The organism is Kitasatospora sp. cg17-2, from assembly GCF_054031055.1.
On the sequence record NZ_CM132923.1, the window covers coordinates 6,634,055 to 6,651,467 of the forward strand.

The window sequence follows — 17,413 nt, forward strand, 5'->3', positions numbered from 1 at the left end:
GTCGCGGAGTGAGTGTTCACCCGCTAGGCTGGACGGGCAGTCGGCACCCCGGCCGCGGTGGGGCGGGGTGTCTGGCACGGCCTTCCCCGCCGCACTCCGAGCGCCGGGAGTACCGGCGCGACCAGCCCACCAGGAAGCGGGTCGACTCCATGGCCGACATACCCAGCCGGCGGCGTGCACTCTCCCGGGACCTCCCGCCCGCCGCCGCCCCCGGCATACCCCCGGCGACCAGGATCGGTGTCATCGGTCTCGGCGTCATGGGCGGTGGCATGGCCTCCCGCCTGCTCGACCAGGGCCACCGGATCGTGGTCCACAACCGCACCCCCGAGCGCGCCGCCCCGTTCGCCGCCCGCGGCGCCGTGGTCGCCGCCACCGCGGCCGAACTGGCCTCGCAGGTGGACGTGGTGCTGCTCAGCCTGGCCTCCGAGGCCGCCGTCGAGGAGCAGCTGTTCGGCGCCGGCGGGGTGCTGGAGACGCTGCCCGCCCACGGCATCGTGATGGACACCAGCACCGTCTCCCCGGACTTCGCCCGGTCGGTGGCCGAGCGCGTCGCCGGCCGCGGCCGCAGCGCCGTGGACGCCTGCATCATCGGCAACGGCCAGCACGCCAAGGACGGCGAACTGCGCTTCATGGTCGGCGGCTCCGCCGAGACCTTCGAGCGGCTGAGCGCCGTACTGGAGCCGCTCGCCAAGGAGATCCGCCACCTCGGCCCGAGCGGCCTCGGCGCCACCGCCAAGGTGATGCTCAACGTGCTGATGGGCGTCGAGATGCAGGTGCTCGCCGAGTCGGTGACGCTGGCCCAGCGGGCCGGCATCGACCGCGAGCTGGCCCTCTCGATGATCAGCGAGAGCGGCTTCAGCTCGCCCGTGATGAAGTACAAGGCCGGCGTGATGCGCCGCCGGGCCTACGGCGAGCCGCAGTTCCGGCTCGACCTGATGCGCAAGGACCTCCGGCTGGCCACCGCCGAGGCGGGCCGCCTGGGCGTCGCGACCCCGGTCTGCGACGCCACCCACGAAACCCTCGTCGCCGCCGCCGAGGCGGGCCTCGGCGAGCTCGACTGCGCCGCCGTGCTCTCCCACGCGGAGGTCGCCGCCGGACTTCCCGGCACCCCGGACCGTACGTGAACCACTCGCCCTCACCGAGGAGTTGATCCACGTGTCCCAGCCAAGACGGCCCCGGGCGGCCGGTTTCGGCACCGCCCTGGTCGCCCTGTTGACCGCCCTCGTCCTGCTCGCCGCCACCAATGGCGCGGGCGCCGAGGACACCGAGTCCCGCCCCCGCCCCCCGGCCAACTGGAGCGGTTGGCAGTTCGACCAGGCCGGCAGCCGGTTCAACGGCCAGGAGAGCCGGATCACCCCGGCCACCGTCGGCAACCTCGGCCTCAAGTGGGCCTTCGGCCACGAGAAGGTCCAGGGCGTCTACCTCGGCAGCCAGCCCGCCGTGGTGGACGGCACCCTCTACGTCGGCGGTGCCGAGGGCACCTTCCACGCCATGGACGCGAAGACCGGCGCGGCGCGCTGGACCTTCGACGTCGCCCCGGTGGCCGGCGCCCACTCGGCCACCAACCCGGACCCGGTCCGCAGCAGCCCGGCCGTCGAGGGCAACACCGTCTACTTCGGTGACAACCGCGGCTACCTGTACGCGCTCGACCGCCGCACCGGCGCCCTGCGCTGGTCGCTGAAGCTGGACGCCCACCCGCAGGCCCAGATCACCAGCTCGCCGCTGGTCTACAACGGCCAGGTCTACGTGGGGGTGTCCAGCAAGGAGTCGGGTGCCACCTTCGACCTGACCTACCCGTGCTGCACGTTCCGCGGCTCGGTGGTCGCCGTCAACGCGTACACCGGACAGCTGAGCTGGCGGCACTGGACCACCCCGCAGCCGCAGCAGGTCGGCACCTGGCCGAACGGCGCGGCCCGCTACGAGCCCTCCGGCGTCGCCGTGTGGAGCTCCCCGGTGGTCGACCGGGAGACCGGCACCATCTACGTCGGCACCGGCCAGAACTACACCGGCGCGGCGGGCGACACCGACTCGGTGCTCGCCCTGGACGCCCGCAACGGCAACGTCCGCTGGCGGTCCCAGGAGGTCTTCCCGGACACCTTCACCGTCGCCTGCGGCATCCCCGGCGCCGACGCCTACTGCCCCAGCAAGGCCAACGGCACCGACCACGACTGGGACTTCGGCGCCAGCGCCAACGTCTTCAGCATCGGCAACCGCCGGGTGATCGGCATCGGCCAGAAGAACGGCATCTACCACGTCTACGACGCGCTGACCGGCGCCAAGGTCTGGGACCGCGCGGTGGTCGCCGACCCCAACACCAAGGGCGGCAGCTCCGGCATCCAGTGGGGCACCAGCTACGACGGCACCCGGCTCTACGTCGCCACCTGGTTCGCCAACCCGGGCACCCTGTACGCGCTCGACCCGGCGACCGGGGCGGTCCTCTGGCAGACCGAGAGCCCGGCCGACGGCTGCCAGTGGGGCGGCGCGGCCGCCAACCCCGAGCTGTGCCAGCGGGCCTTCACCCCCGCGGTGACCGCCACCCGCGGCCTGGTCTACGAGGGCGGCGCCGACGGCAAGATGCGCGTCTTCTCGGCCACCACCGGCGCGGTGCTCTGGCAGTACGACGTGGTCCGCGACTTCACCACGGTCAACGGCGTGCCGGGCCACGGCACGGCGCTCTCCGGCGGCGGTGGCGCGGTGGTCGCGGACGGCATGCTCTACGTCCAGGCCGCGTACTACCCGCAGTACCCGAGCAATGCGGGCGGCGTTCTGCTCGCCTTTTCCCTACCGTAGGACCCGTCGGCGTACCGAAGGTCAACTCACGGCCGGCGGCAACCAGTTGCCGCCGGCCCCGGCAAGGAGGAAATTATGGAGATCGTCGTGGTGGGCGCGGCCGGTCGGACCGGACGGCTGCTCGTCGAGAAGGCCCTGGAGAACAAGCACAGCGTCACCGCGCTGCTGCGCGACCCGGCCAAGCTGCCGCTCGAGCACGAGCGGCTGAGCAAGGTCCGCGCGGACGTGTTCGACGTGGAGTCGCTGACCGGCCCGCTGGCCGGCAAGGAGGCCGTCGTGATCGCGCTGGGGGTGACCACCCGCACCACGACCACGGTGTTCTCCGAGGGCGCGCGCAACGTCATCGCCGCCGCCCGGGCGGGCGGGGTGCGCCGACTGGTCACGATGTCCTCGGCCGGCCTGGAGACCAAGCACCTGCCCGCGATGCAGCGCTTCGTCGCCGAGTTCGTGGTGGACCGGGTCTACCGGAACATCCACCTCGACCTGGCCCGGATGGAGGACGAGGTCGAGGCCAGCCCGCTGGACTGGACGATCGTCCGGGTGCCGATGCTGACCGACGGTCCGGCCACCCCCAACTACCAGGCGGTGGTGGGCGGCCACATCGCGAAGGCGTCGCGCATCGCGCGGGCGAACGTCGCGGACTACATCGTCACCCATCTGGATGACACGGCCACCTACGGCCGACGCGTCGAGGTGGCCAACTGATGACCCCCGGCGGGGGCCGGCCCGCCCGCGGCACGTCCGCGGCGCGGGGCTTACCGCCGCGCGCGCCCCCCGGCCGGCCACCCGTCGCCGGGGTCCACCGGGGCTGACCGGGTCCGACCGTTCCGACCGTTCCGACCGTCCGAACCGGTACGACCGAGGCCGTCCGAGGCCGTCCAAGGCCGATCGAGGGGGAAACGCACCGTGAACATCGTCGTCTTCGGCGCGACCGGTGGCACCGGCCGCCACTTCCTGGAGCTGGCCGCCGAGGCCGGGCACTCCACCGTCGCCTTCGCCCGCGACCCGCTGGCCCTGGCCGACGCCCGTCCCAGCACCATCCGGCAGGGCGACGTCCTCGACCCGGACGCGGTGGCCCGCGCCGTCGAGGGCGCGGACGCGGTGGTCTCCGCGCTCGGCATCGGCTACAGCCGGGCCGCCACCACCGTCTACTCGGCCGGCACCGACCACATCCTCAAGGCGATGCGCGCCACCGGCGTCTCCCGGGTCGTGTGCGTCTCCACCACCAGCATGAGCCCGGTGCCCTGGCGCGCCGCCCCGTTCCAACGGGCCCTCACCTCCTGGGTGCTGCACCCGATGCTCCGCCGGCCGTACGCCGACATGGCGCGAATGGAGCGGTTCCTGCTGGAGGACACCGAGCTGGACTGGACGCTGGTCCGGGCCGCCCGGCTCACCGGCGGCCGGGCCCGGGGCCGCTACCGCACGGCGGTCGGCCGCCGGCTGCCCGGGGCCTGGTCGATATCCCGCGCCGACCTCGCGCACTACCTGCTCGCCGCGCTCCAGGAGCCGGCCGCCCGGCGCGAGGTCGTGGAGATCGCCTACTGACCGCCCGCCCGCCGTCCGTCCCGGTCCGCCCGCGGTCCGTGCGCGGCCCTTTCGTCGCCCGTCCGCCGAACGATCCCGGCCGTCGGCCGCCCGCGCGCCGCGCCGCCCGTACTCAACGAGCGGTACGGCCGGCTACTCCCGCCGTGCGATGCCCCGCCCACCCCGGCCGGGCAGAGTAGTAGGTGATCCCGTGGATCACCCAAGCCGTGGGCCGGCGGCCGTACACCATCCACCCGGTGGCCGCCGGCCCGTGGCCCGCGTCGCCCCTCGCCCTCCGGAGCACAAGCCGATGCCCACTCCTCCTGGTCCGCCCGCCGCCGACACCCCCGAGGCCCCGACGGCCCCCGCCGGGACCCCGGCCGGCCGCGCCGACCGCGCCGCCGACCGGCCGGAGCCTCCGGCCGGCCTCGCCGGGCGCCTGCGCCTGCCCAAGCACGCCCGCCGGGTCTGGCTGACCGTGCACGTCGCCTGCTCGGTCGGCTGGCTCGGCCTGACCGCCGGTGTGCTCGCCCTCGGTATCGCCGGCCGCTTCTCCGACAACCCGGACACCGTGCGCGCCGCCTACCTGGCGCAGGAGATCTTCGCCGACTGGCTGCTGATCCCGATCAGTCTGCTCTCGCTGCTCTCCGGCGTGCTGCTGTCCCTCGGCACCACCTGGGGCCTGCTGCGCTACCGCTGGGTCGCCACCAAGTTCTGGCTCACCCTGGCCGCCACCCTGGCCTCGATCTTCGCCCTGCGCGCCTTCATCCACGACGCGGCCGGCCAGGTCGCGGCGGGCACCGTCCCGCCGGACGGCCGCGCCCCGCACGTGCTGGTGATCGCCCCCTCGGTGGCCCTGACCATCTACCTGACCGCCACCGTGCTCTCCGTGGTCAAGCCCTGGGGCATGACCAAGCGGGGGAAGCGGCTGGCCGCCGAGGCCCGCGCCGCGCGCATCGACCGGGCCGCGGGCGCGGCGCCGGGGCGGTGACCGTTACCCGTTCATGAGCACCGACCACGTGAGCACAGGCCACGATCCCTTTCCCGGACCGCCGTGGACCAGACCCTCCTGGACCAGGCTCTCCGCCCTCCTGGTGGCCCTGGTCCAGGTGGTCGGCTCCACCGCCGCCGCCCGCCAGCAGACCGACCGGGCCGCGCTCGACGCGGTCGGCTACGCGCTGCTGCTGCTCGGGCCCGCCCTGCTGCTGCTGCGCGACCGCTACCCCGGCCCGGTGGTGGCCGGCGTCACCGCCGTCACCATCGGCTACCTGCTGGCCGGCTACCCGTACGGCCCGGTGTTCTTCAGCCTCGCCGTCGCCGTCTACGGCGCGCTCGCCCGGGGCCGCCGCCGGTGGGCCTGGATCTCCCTCGGCGGCGGCTACCTGGTCCATCTGGCCAGCTCCCACCTGCTGCCGCACGACTGGCAGCGCGCCCCCGGGCCCGGCCCGAGCTGGTGGCAGGAGGCCGGCGCGGCGGCCTGGCTGCTGCTGATCCTGGCCGGCGCCGAGATCATGCGCTCGCGCGGCGAACAGCTCGCCGCCCGCCGGCTGGCCCGTCGGCAGGCCGAGGAGAACCGCGCCGCCGAGGAGCGGCTGCGGATGGCCCGCGAACTCCACGACATCCTGGCCCACTCGATCTCGGTGATCCACCTCCAGGCCGGGGTGGCCCTGGAGCTCATCGACGAGCACCCGGACCAGGTGCGGGCCGCGCTGACCGTCATCAAGGCGACCAGCAAGGAGGCGCTCGACGAGGTCCGCCAGGTGCTCGGCACCCTGCGCGGCCCGGACGGCCAGGCCCCGCGCACCCCCGCCCCCGGGCTCGCCCGGCTGCCCGAACTCGTGACCCAGGCCGGCCACGCCGGGCTCACCGTCACGGTCGACACGGTGGGAACCGTCCGGCCGCTCCCCGCCCAGGTGGAGCTGGCCGCGTTCCGGATCGTCCAGGAGGCGCTCACCAACGTCATCCGCCATTCGGCCGCGCGGAGCGCCACGGTTCTGATGGACTGGTCCTCCCCGGCGGGGCTGCTGCTCCGGGTGGACGATCCGGGTCCGGCCGCGGGTGGTGACGGCGGAGGCTCCGGCAACGGCCTGATCGGCATGCGCGAGCGGGCCGCGGCCTTCGCGGGCGAGCTGACCACCGGTCCGTACGGCGGCGGCTTCCGGGTCCGGGCCTGGCTGCCCGACCCCGCGGGGTCGGGCACGGCGAGCGAGGGGAAGCGGACGGGATGATCCGAGTACTGCTGGCGGACGACCAGGTCCTGGTCCGGGCGGGCTTCCGGGCCCTGCTCGACGCCCAGCCCGACATCGAGGTGGTCGGCGAGGCGGACGACGGCGGGGCGGCCGTCCGGCTGGTGGAGGAGCTGCGGCCGGACGTCGTGCTGATGGACATCCGGATGCCCGGCACCGACGGCCTGGAGGCCACCCGGCAGATCTGCTCCCGCCCCGAGCTCTCCGCCGTCCGGGTGGTGGTGCTGACCACCTTCGAGATGGACGAGTACATCTTCGAGGCGCTGCGGCTGGGCGCGGCCGGCTTCCTGGCCAAGGACACCGAACCGGCCGACCTGCTGCGCGCCGTCCGGGTCGCCGCGGTCGGTGACTCCCTGCTGTCCCCGGGCGTGACCCGCCGGGTGATCGACGAGTTCGCCAGCCGCTCCCGGGAGCCCTCCGCCGGCGGGCAGCTGCTGGACGCGCTCACCGACCGGGAGCGCGAGGTGCTCACCCTGGTCGGCATGGGCCTGAGCAACGACGACATCGCCCGCCGCCTGGTGGTCAGCCCGCTCACCGCGAAGACCCACGTCAGCCGCGCCATGGTGAAGCTCGGCGTGCGCGACCGCGCCCAGCTGGTCGTGCTCGCCTACGAGTCCGGCCTGGTCCGCCCCGGCTGGCTGTAGCGGCGGCCGGCCCGGCCGGTTCCCGGGGCTGTCCGCCCGGGAGCAGCCCGGGCCCCGGGCCCTACTCCCGGTGTCGTACCCGAGGTGCCGCTCCCCGGAGGACGCGGCGGACCCCCCTCCGGCGAGAAGCTTCAGGTGGCCTCGGAGACCGTCCGGGGCGGCGCGGCCCCCGTCCGAACATGCGGGGCACACCGAGGAGTTGACCGACATGCAGAGCACCGCACTGCTCGCCGACGCTTACTGCCGGGAGGGCTGGGGCCCGTGGAACGGGGGCGGCCCCGGTCCGTGGTTCCTGCTCTTCCCGCTGTTCTGGCTGATCGTCCTGGTCACCGTGTTCACCGTCTTCCGCCGCCGCGGCTTCGCCCGCCGCGGGCCGTGGGGCCCGCCGTGGGCCGGCGGCCAGTGGGGCGGCCCCTGGGGCGGCGGCGGTCCGGGCTGGCGCGGTGGCCCGTGGGGCGGCGGCGGTACCGAGGCCCCGCTGGCGAGCCTGGCCCGCCGGTACGCCGACGGTGAGCTGACCGAGGAGGAGTACCGCACCCGCCGGGACACCCTGCTGGAGCACTTCCAGGGCCCGGACGACACCAAGCCGGGTCAGGGCGGTACCAAGTGACCACCATCCCGGTCCTCGAACTGGTCGAAACCGACCGGATGGCCGCCCGGGTGGCCGACGCGGTCAAGGTCTACGGGGTCGGACGCACCGAGGTGCGCGCCCTGGACCACGTCACCGTCGGCTTCCCGGCCGGCCGGCTCACCGCGATCATGGGCCCGTCCGGCTCCGGCAAGTCCACCCTGCTGCACTGCGCGGCGGGCCTGGACCGGCTGACCGCCGGCACCGCGATGATCGGTGACACCGAGCTGGAGAACCTCAACGACCGCAGGCTGACCCTGCTGCGCCGGGAGCGGATCGGCTTCGTCTTCCAGTCCTTCAACCTGGTGCCGGTGCTGACCGCCCGGGAGAACATCACGCTGCCGGTCGACCTGGCCGGCGGCGAGGTGGACCGGGAGTGGGTGGAGACCCTGATCGACGCGGTCGGCCTGCGGGACCGGCTGGAGCACCGGCCGACCGAGCTGTCCGGCGGCCAGCAGCAGCGGGTCGCGCTGGCCCGGGCGCTGGCCGGCCGTCCGGAGGTGGTCTTCGCGGACGAGCCGACCGGGAACCTGGACTCCCGGACCGGCGCCGAGGTGCTGGAGCTGATGCGCCGCGCGGTGGACGAGATGGGCCAGACGGTGGTCATGGTCACCCACGACCCGACCGCCGCCGGCTACGCGGACGAGGTGCTGTTCCTCGCCGACGGCCGGCTGGTGGACCGGATGGAGCGGCCCACCCCGGCCGGGGTGCTGGACCGGATGAAGGACTTCGACCGTGCCCCCGCGGCAGGCCTGGGAGGCGGCCGGTCATGAGCAGTACCACCGCCACCCTTCGGATCAGTCTGCGCTCGCTGGCCGCGCACAAGCGCCGGCTGGCCGGGACGTTCACCGCGATCCTGCTCGGGGTGAGCTTCCTGACCGGCACCCTGGTGCTCGGCGACACCCTGCGCGGCAGCTTCGACACCCTGTTCGCCGATGCCAACCGGGGCACCGACGCGGTGGTGCGCAGCGCCGACGTGATGGACACCGAGAACACCTTCGGCGGCGTCCGCGCCCCGGTGGACCTGGCGCTGGCGGACCAGCTGCGCCAGGTGCCCGGGGTCGCGGCGGCCGAGCCGGCCATCCAGGGCTCCGGCCAGCTGATCGGCAAGAACGGCAAGGCGGTGGGCGGCCAGGGGCCGCCCACGCTGGCCGGTTACTGGCAGCCGGACAGCGGGCTCAACCCGTACCGGCTGGCCGAGGGCCGGGCGCCGCAGCAGCCGGGGGAGGCGGTGATCAACCGGGGCGCGGCCAAGGCCGGTGAGCTGAAGATCGGCGACTCGACCATCCTGCGCGCCCCCGACCCGGTGCCGGTGACGATCGTCGGCATCGCGACCTTCGGCGCCTCGGCCGACGGCATGGGCCAGAACACCTACACCGGGCTGACCCTCGCGGACGCCGAGCGCTACCTGACCCCGAAGGGGCAGGGCCAGGCCACCTCGATCCAGTTCCGGGCCTCGGGCGGCGTCTCCCAGCAGGAGCTGGTGACGGCGCTGACGGCGAAGCTGCCGGCCGGGCTGGAGGCGGTGACCGGGACGAAGGTCTCGGAGGAGGCCACCGCGCAGGTGTCCAGCCGCTTCCTGACCATGTTCACCACCCTGCTGCTGGTCTTCGCGGGCATCGCGCTGCTGGTGGCGACCTTCACCATCCACAACACCTTCGCCATCGTGGTGGCGCAGCGCACCAGGGAGAACGCGCTGCTCCGGGCGCTGGGCGCGGCCCGCGGCCAGGTGCTGGGGGCGACCCTGGCGGAGGCGGTGGTGGTCGGGCTGGCGGCCTCGGCGGCCGGAGTGCTCGGCGGGATCGGGATCGCGGCCGGGCTGACGTCGCTGTTCAAGGTGATCGGCTTCAGCCTGCCGACCGGCAGCCTGGTGATCGGCGCGGTCTCGGTGGCGCTGCCGGTGCTGGTGGGCACGGTCACGGCGGTCGGCTCGGCGGTCGCGCCGGCCGTGCGGGCGGGCCGGACGGCGCCGCTGGCCGCGATGCGGGCGGTGGCGGTGGACGGCGCGGCCGACGGCCGGGCCGGCCGGGTCCGCTGGACCGCCGGCGCGCTGCTGGTCGCGGCCGGGGTGGTCGCCACGGTGGTCGGCGCGACGGACGGTCCCTCGGTGGGGCTGACCGCGGGCGGGGCGGTGGCGACGCTGCTCGGCGTGGTGGTGCTCGGCCCGGTGTTCGCGACCTTCGTGGTGCGGCTGCTGGGCGCGCCGCTGCCGCGGCTGCGCGGCATGCCGGGCGTGCTGGCGCAGCGGAACGCGACCCGCAATCCGAAGCGCACGGCCGCGACGGCCAGCGCGCTGATGGTCGGGGTCACGGTGGTCTCGCTGTTCACCGTCTTCGGCGCCTCGATCAAGGCGACCATGGACGACACGGTGAGCCGGACCTTCGCCGGGGATCTCGCGATCTCCACCGGCGGCTTCCGGGCCGGTGCGCTCAGCCCGAAGCTGGCGGACGCGGTGGCCGGTCTGCCGGAGGTGCGGCAGAGCGTGGGCCTGGGCCGGGGTGTGGCGCGGGTGGACGGCCACGGCCGGACCCTGGACGTCACCGACCCGACCCGGCTGGCGGGCATCGTGGACCTCGGCCGGGTGGACGGTTCGCTCCAGCTGGGCACCGACGGCCTGGCGGTGTCCAGGACGGAGGCGGAGAAGCAGGGCTGGCAGGTGGGCACGACCGTGCCGGTGCGGTTCAGCGACGGCACCGAGACGCCGTTCACGGTGAAGGCGCTGTACCAGGGCAGTGAGCTGGCCGGCGACTACCTGGTCACCCGGGAGGCGTGGGCCCCGCACAAGGGCCAGGACTCGGACTCGCTGGTGGCGGTCGCGCTGAAGGACGGGGTCTCGCTGTCGGCCGGCAAGGCGGCGGTGACGGCGGCGGCGGTGCCGTTCGGCGACCCGAAGGTGCAGACCCGGGCGGAGTACGCGAAGGACTCGGCCTCGGTGGTCGACATCATGCTCTCGGTGGTCTACGCGCTGCTGGCGCTCGCGGTGCTGATCGCGCTGCTGGGGATCGCCAACACGCTGACCCTGGCGGTGCACGAGCGGACCAGGGAGCTGGGCCTGCTGCGGGCGGTCGGCCAGACCCGCAGCCAGTTGCGCGCGATGGTGCGCTGGGAGTCGGTGCTGGTGGCGATGTTCGGCACGATCGGCGGCCTGGGCCTGGGGTCGTTCCTGGGCTGGGCGCTGGTCCGGGCGGCGGACACCGAGGGGACGGGAAGCTTCGCCGTCCCGCCGCTCCAGCTGTCCGTGGTGCTGGTGGCCGGTCTGGTGGCGGGGGCGGTGGCCGGGCTGCGGCCGGCCCGCCGGGCGGCCCGGCTGGACATCCTGCGGGCGATCGCGGCGGGCTGACGGCCGCCGCGGCGAGGCCGCGCACACCGGAGCCCGGGCCCCCCGACCAACGGGGCCCGGGCTCCGGACGTGTGCGCGGTGCCGGCCTCAGGCCGCGGCGGGCAGCTCGTCCAGGCCCTGCTCGACCAGCGCGGCCAGGCGGTCCAGGGCCTCGTCGGCGCCCTCGGCGTCGGAGGCCAGCACGACCTCGTCGCCGCCCTGCGCGCCGAGCGCGAGCAGGCCGAGCATGGAGCCGGCGTTGACCGGGTTGCCGCCCGGCTTGGTGATGGTGATCGGCACGCCGGTGGCCGCGACGGCCTTGACGAAGACGGAGGCGGGACGGGCGTGCAGGCCCTCGGCCCAACCGATGGTGACGCGGCGCTCGGCCATGAGACGTGCCTTTCCGGTGAAGCTGGTCATGGCCGCGATGGGGGGAACGGCCATGTTGTCTAGACCAGTGTTGCATGCAGCCGACCCCTGCGAGCCGCCGCGTTCGGGACTTGTGATTGTTTCTTTCAGAGCCATAAACGGCGCATAATCCCCGTTCAGAGGCCCTGCCCACCCTGCCGCGAACGCACGCCCGGCGCCATTCGGCCCGCCGCCGGATAACCTGACGATCGTGGACGACTCCGCGGCACCGCACCCCGAGCAGGACCCGACGAACGCCCGGACGTCGGCCCGCCGGGACCACGGCGGGACCGCCCCGGACTACCCCCAGCACTGGGAGGCCGACGTCCTGCTGCGCGACGGCGGCACGGCCCGGATCCGCCCGATCACCCCGGCGGACGCGGGCCGTCTGGTCGAGTTCTACGAACAGGTGTCGGACCAGTCCAAGTACTTCCGCTTCTTCGCGCCCTACCCCCGGCTCTCCGACAAGGACGTCCGGCGCTTCACCCACCACGACTTCGTCCACCGGGTCGGCCTCGCCGTCGTCGTCCGCGACCGCTTCATCGCCACCGTCCGCTACGACCGGATCGACGCCGACGGCCGCCCCTCGGAGACCGGCACCGACGCCGAGGTCGCCTTCCTGGTCCAGGACGCCCACCAGGGCCGGGGCGTCGCCTCCGCCCTGCTGGAGCACATCGCCGCGGTCGCCCAGGAACGCGGCATCCGCCGCTTCCAGGCCGAGGTGCTGCCGGAGAACCGCAAGATGGTGAAGGTCTTCACCGACGCCGGCTACGTCCAGCGCCGCAGCTTCGCCGACGGCGTGGTCCACCTGGAGTTCGACCTCGAACCCACCGCCGCCTCGCTCGCCGTCATGCGGGCCCGCGAGCACCGTGCCGAGGCCCGCTCCGTCCAACGGCTGCTCACCCCGCGCTCGGTCGCCGTGATCGGCGCCTCCCGCACCCCGCAGACCGTCGGCCGGACCCTGCTGCGCGACCTGCTCTCCGGCTTCGCCGCCGCCGACCGCCCGGTCTACGCGGTGAACCGCAACGCCCCGCCCGGCACCGAGCTCGACGGCCTCCCGGTGCACCGCTCGGTCCTGGAGATCCCCGGCCCGGTCGACCTCGCGGTGATCGCCGTGCCCGCCTCCGCCGTGCCCCAGGCCGTCGCCGAGTGCGGCGCGCACGGCGTCCAAGGCCTGGTGGTGGTCACCGCCGGCTACGCCGAGACCGGCCCCGAGGGCCGCGACCGCCAGCGCGCCCTGGTCCGCCAGGCCCGGGCGGCCGGCATGCGGGTGATCGGCCCCAACGCCTTCGGCCTGATCTCCACCGACCCGGAGCACCCGCTGAACGCCTCGCTCGCCCCGGTGCTGCCCGCCCGGGGCGCCTTCGGCGTCTTCTGCCAGTCCGGCGCGATCGGCGTCGCCCTGCTGGAGGCCGGCCACCGGCGCGGCCTCGGGGTCTCCTCCTTCGCCTCGGTCGGCAACCGCGCCGACGTCTCCGGCAACGACTTCCTCCAGTACTGGGCCGAGGACCCGGCCACCGAGGTCGTCCTGCTCTACCTGGAGTCCTTCGGCAACCCCCGCAAGTTCACCCGGATCGCCCGCCGGCTCGCCCAGGCCAAGCCGGTGGTCGTGGTCAAGGGGGCCCGCCACACCGGCAGCCTGCCGCCCGGCCACGCCGTCCCGGCCACCGCCAGCGGACTGCGGGACGCCACCGTCGACGCCCTCTTCCAGCAGGCCGGCGTCACCCGGGTGGAGACCATCACCGAGCTGTACGACACCGGCGACCTGCTCGCCCACCAGCCGCTGCCGCCCGGCGACCGGGTCGCGGTGGTCGGCAACTCCGACTCGCTGGGCCTGCTCACCCACGACGCCTGCCTCTCCGCGGGCCTGCGCCCGCGCACCCCGGTCGACCTCACCACCGCCGCCACCGGCGAGAACTTCCGGATCGCCCTGGACACCGCGCTGACCGACCCCGGGGTGGACGCGGTGATCGCCGTCGCCATCCCGCCGATCGGCAGCCAGTCCTGGGGCCCCCGCCCGCCCGGCCGGCCCACCGGCCCCGACGAACCGGAACCGGGCTCCGACGACCCGGAGATCGCCGCCGCCCTGCTCGCCGCCGGCGAGCGCGCCCGGGCCGCCGGCAAGCCGCTGCTCCTCGCCCACCTCGCCCTCACCGACCTGCCGGACCGGCTGCGCCCCGGCGGCATCCCCGCCTACCCCGCCCCCGAGCGGGCGGTCCGGGCCCTCGCGCACGCCGTCCACTACGCCGACTGGCGCCGCCGGATGGCCGAGGCCGAGGAGACCGCCAGGGTCCCCGAACTCGACCGGATCGACGAGACGGGGGCCCGCGCCCTGGTCGACGCCGCGCTCTCCACCCGCCCCGCGGTCGCCGCCCGTACCCAGCCCGGCGGGGCGCGGATCACCCTGCCCGACCCCGAGGCGGCCGCCCTGCTCGCCCGCTACGGCATCGACGTCTCGCCGACCCTGCCCGCCCCGGACGAGGAGAGCGCGGTGCGGGCCGCCGCGACCCTCGGCTACCCGGTCGCGCTCAAGGCCACCGCCCCGCACCTGCGCCACCGCCCCGACCTCGGCAGCGTCCGGCTCGACCTGACCGGCGAGGCCGGACTGCGCCACGCGCACCGCGAACTGGACGAACTGCTCGGCGGCGCCGCCCAGGCCGCGCTGGTGGTCCAGCGGCTCGCCCCCCGCGGCGTGGACACCGTGATCGGCGCCACCGTCGACCCGGCGGTCGGCGCCATCCTCTCCTTCGGCCTGGCCGGCGCCCCCGCCGAACTGCTGGGCGACGTCGCCCACCGACTGGTTCCGGCCACCGACCAGGACGTCGCCTCGCTCGTCCGCGAGGTCAGGGCGGCCCCACTGCTGTTCGGCTGGCGGGGTGCCGAGGCGGTCGACACCGACGCCCTGGAGGAACTGCTGCTGCGGGTGTCCCGGCTGGTGGACGACCTGCCCGAGGTCGCCTCGGTGGACCTCGAACCGGTGGTCGTCGCCCCGCACGGACTGGCGATCCTGGGGGCGCGCGTACGCATCGCGCCCCTGCCGGTCCGCAGTGATCTGGGCCCGCGCGCCATGAGCACGCTGTAACCTTCCTTGGTTGCGTCCGGACCCGGGCGCCGTTGTCCGAAGCTCGGCGCCGTGCCGCCCGCTTCGTCGGGGGACCATGCCAGGATGGAGTTATGGCGAAGACCGGTACCACCACCACTCAGGACCTGCGTTCCGCGATCGAGCGCAGCGGTTACTACCCGGCCCTGGTGTCCGAGGCGGTCGAGTCCGCGGTGGGTCCCGAGCCGATCAGCTCCTACCTGGTGCACCAGGAGACCACCTTCGACGCCAACGAGGTGCGTCGGCACGTCACCGTCCTGGTGCTGACCCCGACCCGTTTCGTGGTCAGCCACACCGACGAGCAGACCGGGGATGGCAGCAGCCCGGCCGTCCCGATCGCCACCACCTCCACCGAGAGCGTCCGGCTGGACCGGATCAACTCCGTGGTGGTCAGCCGGATGGTCGCCAACCCGGAGACCTACACCCCGGGCACGCTGCCCCGCGAGGTGGTGCTGACCATCGGCTGGGGCGCGGTCCAGCGGCTCGACCTCGAACCGGCCGGCTGCTCCGACCCGAACTGCGAGGCGGACCACGGCTACACCGGCTCCGCCACCGCCGACGACCTGTCGCTGCGGGTCAGCGAGGCCGGCGACGGCCCCGAGACGGTGGCCCAGGCCCTGGTCTTCGCCCGGGCCCTCTCCGAGGCGACCGTCACCAGCGGCCCCCGGGTCTGACCCCCCACCCCGCACGGACCCGCCGCGGACCCCCGTCACCGCCCCGCCCCGCACCACCGCGCCGACCGGCGCCGCCCCGCACGGTCGCGCGCCGACCGCCGCCGCCCCGCCGCCGTCCGGACACCGCCCGCCACGGGTCCGGACCGCTCCGGCCAGCCAGGAAGCCACCTCCGCCACCATGCCCTTCGCCCCCGACGGCCACGACGCCTTCGAGCTCCTCGACCCCGCCACCGCGCCCGCGCCGCCCTACGGCAGCGGCTCGCTCAGCGACCTGCTGCCCTCGGTCGCGGCCGGCCTCGGCGTGCCCGGCTTCACCGCCGCGCTGCCGCTCGCGCCCGCCGACCGCGCGGTGGTCTTCCTGGTCGACGGCCTCGGCTGGGAGCTGCTGCTGCGCCACCCCGAGTACGCGCCGTTCCTCTCCTCGCTGACGGCCGGCTCGCTCGGCGGCACCGGCCGGCCGCTGACCGCGGGCTTCCCGTCCACCACCGCCACCTCGCTGGCCTCGGTCGGCACCGGCACCCCGCCCGGTCTGCACGGCCTGGCCGGCTACACGGTGGCGGTGCCCGGCGCCGGGCACCTGATGAACCAGCTGCGCTGGCAGCCGCCGACCGACCCGGCCGGCTGGCAGCCGTACCCCACCGTCTTCCAGCAGGTGCACGCCGCCGGGGTGGCCACCGCCCAGGTGTCCTCCCCGCTGTTCGCGCAGACCCCGCTCACCCGGGTCGCGCTCTCCGGCGGCACCTTCCTCGGCCGCACCACCGGCGAGGAGCGGATGGACCGGGCCGCCGCCTGGCTGGCCGAGCACGACCGCGCGCTCGTCTACACGTACGTCAGCGAACTCGACGGTGCGGGCCACCGCTTCGGGGTGGACTCGGACGAGTGGCGGATGACCCTGGACGCGGTCGACCGGCTGGCCCGCCGGCTCGCCGAACAGCTGCCCCCGCGCTCGGTGATGTACGTCACCGCCGACCACGGCATGATCGACATCGCCCCCGAGGACCGGATCGACTTCGACGAGGACTGGGAGCTCGGCGCCGGAGTCGCCCTGCTCGGCGGCGAGGGCCGCGCCCGCCACGTCTACGCCGTCCCGGGTGCCGCCGCCGACGTGCACACGGTCTGGAGCGAGGTGCTCGGCGACCGGATGTGGGTGGCCACCAGGGACCAGGCGATCGAGGCCGGCTGGTTCGGCCCCGTCGTGGACGACCGGGTCTACCACCGGATCGGCGACGTGGTTGCCGCCGCCCGCGACGACATCGCCGTCGTCGCCTCCCGCAACGAGCCCGGCGAGTCCGCGATGATCGGCCTGCACGGTTCGATGACCCCGGTCGAGCAGTTCGTGCCACTGCTCGAATTCCGCCGCTGAACTCCCCCGACCTGAAAGGCCCTTGCACCACCCATGGCTGAACTGGTGTTCTTCTCCGGCACGATGGACTGCGGGAAGTCGACCCTCGCGCTCCAGATGGACCACAACCACGCCGCCCGCGGCCGGCAGGGGATCATCCTCACCCGCAACGACCGGGCCGGCGCTGCCACCATCTCCAGCCGGCTCGGCCTGCGCGCCGACGCGGTCGAGGTGGCCGACGAGTTCGACTTCCACGCCCATGTGGTGCAGCGGCTCTCGGCCGGCGGCCGGGTGGACTACCTGATCTGCGACGAGGCCCAGTTCTTCGACCCGGGGCAGATCGACCAGCTCGCCCGGGTGGTCGACGAACTCGACATCGACGTCTACACCTTCGGCATCACCACGGACTTCCGCACCCGGCTCTTCCCCGGCTCCCAGCGGCTGATCGAACTCGCCGACCGGGTCGAGGTGCTCCAGGTCGAGGCGCTCTGCTGGTGCGGCGCCCGGGCCACCCACAACGCCCGCACCGTCGGCGGGGTCATGGTGGTCGAGGGCGCGCAGGTCGTCATCGGCGACATCTCGGTCCGCGAGGACGAGGTCGGCTACGAGGTGCTCTGCCGGCGCCACCACCGCCGCCGCCTGACCGCGGCCACCGCCCGGGCCGCCGTGCTCTCCCCGGACGTCCTCCCCTTCGAGGAGCAGCAGGCCTGAGCCGCGGGCCCGAACTCGCGGGCCCGA

At 74.8% G+C, this 17,413-nt stretch carries 15 protein-coding genes; 14 read left to right on the forward strand and 1 reads right to left on the reverse strand.

Annotation, left to right across the window (positions count from 1 at the left end; all coding sequences use genetic code 11):
- Positions 1-149: 149 nt before the first annotated feature.
- The 10 genes from ACW14Y_RS27930 to ACW14Y_RS27975 all read left to right on the forward strand — a co-directional run bounded on the left by ACW14Y_RS27930 (position 150) and on the right by ACW14Y_RS27975 (position 11,172).
- On the forward strand, positions 150-1,124 hold the full coding sequence (locus tag ACW14Y_RS27930; RefSeq protein WP_266274337.1) for an NAD(P)-dependent oxidoreductase: 975 nt from the start codon (positions 150-152) through the stop codon (positions 1,122-1,124).
- 31 nt (positions 1,125-1,155) lie between these two features.
- Positions 1,156-2,790, forward strand: coding sequence for an outer membrane protein assembly factor BamB family protein (locus ACW14Y_RS27935; RefSeq protein ID WP_380390575.1), 1,635 nt, complete (start codon positions 1,156-1,158; stop codon positions 2,788-2,790).
- A 75-nt stretch (positions 2,791-2,865) separates the two neighbouring features.
- Positions 2,866-3,495, forward strand: coding sequence for an NAD(P)-dependent oxidoreductase (locus ACW14Y_RS27940; RefSeq protein ID WP_380309616.1), 630 nt, complete (start codon positions 2,866-2,868; stop codon positions 3,493-3,495).
- 201 nt (positions 3,496-3,696) lie between these two features.
- On the forward strand, positions 3,697-4,335 hold the full coding sequence (locus tag ACW14Y_RS27945) for an NAD(P)-dependent oxidoreductase (RefSeq protein WP_030396577.1): 639 nt from the start codon (positions 3,697-3,699) through the stop codon (positions 4,333-4,335).
- Positions 4,336-4,624: 289 nt separating this feature from the next.
- A complete protein-coding gene (locus tag ACW14Y_RS27950) occupies positions 4,625-5,305 on the forward strand; it encodes a DUF2269 domain-containing protein (protein WP_266274334.1) in 681 nt (226 codons plus the stop codon).
- Between the two features lie 13 nt (positions 5,306-5,318).
- The gene (locus ACW14Y_RS27955; protein WP_456983713.1) at positions 5,319-6,542 is read left to right on the forward strand and encodes a sensor histidine kinase; all 1,224 of its coding nucleotides are present in this window, start codon (positions 5,319-5,321) and stop codon (positions 6,540-6,542) included.
- Positions 6,539-7,204, forward strand: coding sequence for a response regulator (locus ACW14Y_RS27960; protein ID WP_266274332.1), 666 nt, complete (start codon positions 6,539-6,541; stop codon positions 7,202-7,204). The genes ACW14Y_RS27955 and ACW14Y_RS27960 overlap by 4 nt, the downstream gene beginning before the upstream one ends.
- Before the next feature lie 208 nt (positions 7,205-7,412).
- Positions 7,413-7,814: an SHOCT domain-containing protein gene (locus tag ACW14Y_RS27965; RefSeq protein WP_266274331.1), complete on the forward strand. Its 402-nt coding sequence runs from the start codon at positions 7,413-7,415 to the stop codon at positions 7,812-7,814.
- A gap of 38 nt (positions 7,815-7,852) precedes the next feature.
- A complete protein-coding gene (locus ACW14Y_RS27970; protein ID WP_380439259.1) occupies positions 7,853-8,605 on the forward strand; it encodes an ABC transporter ATP-binding protein in 753 nt (250 codons plus the stop codon).
- The gene (locus tag ACW14Y_RS27975) at positions 8,602-11,172 is read left to right on the forward strand and encodes an ABC transporter permease (protein ID WP_380439249.1); all 2,571 of its coding nucleotides are present in this window, start codon (positions 8,602-8,604) and stop codon (positions 11,170-11,172) included. Before ACW14Y_RS27970 ends, ACW14Y_RS27975 begins: the two co-directional genes overlap by 4 nt.
- A gap of 87 nt (positions 11,173-11,259) precedes the next feature.
- On the opposite strand, the gene ACW14Y_RS27980 is transcribed toward ACW14Y_RS27975, so the two are convergent.
- Positions 11,260-11,541: an HPr family phosphocarrier protein gene (locus ACW14Y_RS27980; RefSeq protein ID WP_402724558.1), complete on the reverse strand. Its 282-nt coding sequence runs from the start codon at positions 11,539-11,541 to the stop codon at positions 11,260-11,262.
- Between the two features lie 229 nt (positions 11,542-11,770).
- Between ACW14Y_RS27980 and ACW14Y_RS27985 the strand changes: the two genes are divergently transcribed.
- The 4 genes from ACW14Y_RS27985 (at position 11,771) to ACW14Y_RS28000 (ending at position 17,386) form a co-directional block, all read left to right on the forward strand.
- A complete protein-coding gene (locus ACW14Y_RS27985; protein WP_456983716.1) occupies positions 11,771-14,641 on the forward strand; it encodes a bifunctional acetate--CoA ligase family protein/GNAT family N-acetyltransferase in 2,871 nt (956 codons plus the stop codon).
- 92 nt (positions 14,642-14,733) lie between these two features.
- Positions 14,734-15,333 carry a DUF5998 family protein gene (locus tag ACW14Y_RS27990; RefSeq protein ID WP_266313222.1) on the forward strand — a complete coding sequence of 200 codons (600 nt, stop codon included), beginning with the start codon at positions 14,734-14,736 and terminating at the stop codon, positions 15,331-15,333.
- A gap of 178 nt (positions 15,334-15,511) precedes the next feature.
- Positions 15,512-16,696: an alkaline phosphatase family protein gene (locus ACW14Y_RS27995; RefSeq protein ID WP_380309606.1), complete on the forward strand. Its 1,185-nt coding sequence runs from the start codon at positions 15,512-15,514 to the stop codon at positions 16,694-16,696.
- A gap of 33 nt (positions 16,697-16,729) precedes the next feature.
- Positions 16,730-17,386 carry a thymidine kinase gene (locus ACW14Y_RS28000; RefSeq protein ID WP_030396566.1) on the forward strand — a complete coding sequence of 219 codons (657 nt, stop codon included), beginning with the start codon at positions 16,730-16,732 and terminating at the stop codon, positions 17,384-17,386.
- The last annotated feature ends 27 nt before the right edge of the window (positions 17,387-17,413 follow it).

Bases quoted from the DNA above. Each gene is read 5' to 3' on its own strand.
- ACW14Y_RS27950 (WP_266274334.1), top strand. From the start codon at position 4,625: ATGCCCACTCCTCCTGGTCCGCCCGCCGCCGACACCCCCGAGGCCCCG.
- ACW14Y_RS27990 (WP_266313222.1), top strand. From the start codon at position 14,734: ATGGCGAAGACCGGTACCACCACCACTCAGGACCTGCGTTCCGCGATC.
- ACW14Y_RS27960 (WP_266274332.1), top strand. From the start codon at position 6,539: ATGATCCGAGTACTGCTGGCGGACGACCAGGTCCTGGTCCGGGCGGGC.
- ACW14Y_RS27940 (WP_380309616.1), top strand. From the start codon at position 2,866: ATGGAGATCGTCGTGGTGGGCGCGGCCGGTCGGACCGGACGGCTGCTC.
- ACW14Y_RS27980 (WP_402724558.1), bottom strand. From the start codon at position 11,541: ATGGCCGAGCGCCGCGTCACCATCGGTTGGGCCGAGGGCCTGCACGCC.
- ACW14Y_RS27995 (WP_380309606.1), top strand. From the start codon at position 15,512: ATGCCCTTCGCCCCCGACGGCCACGACGCCTTCGAGCTCCTCGACCCC.
- ACW14Y_RS27975 (WP_380439249.1), top strand. From the start codon at position 8,602: ATGAGCAGTACCACCGCCACCCTTCGGATCAGTCTGCGCTCGCTGGCC.
- ACW14Y_RS28000 (WP_030396566.1), top strand. From the start codon at position 16,730: ATGGCTGAACTGGTGTTCTTCTCCGGCACGATGGACTGCGGGAAGTCG.
- ACW14Y_RS27955 (WP_456983713.1), top strand. From the start codon at position 5,319: ATGAGCACCGACCACGTGAGCACAGGCCACGATCCCTTTCCCGGACCG.
- ACW14Y_RS27965 (WP_266274331.1), top strand. From the start codon at position 7,413: ATGCAGAGCACCGCACTGCTCGCCGACGCTTACTGCCGGGAGGGCTGG.
- ACW14Y_RS27970 (WP_380439259.1), top strand. From the start codon at position 7,853: ATGGCCGCCCGGGTGGCCGACGCGGTCAAGGTCTACGGGGTCGGACGC.
- ACW14Y_RS27930 (WP_266274337.1), top strand. From the start codon at position 150: ATGGCCGACATACCCAGCCGGCGGCGTGCACTCTCCCGGGACCTCCCG.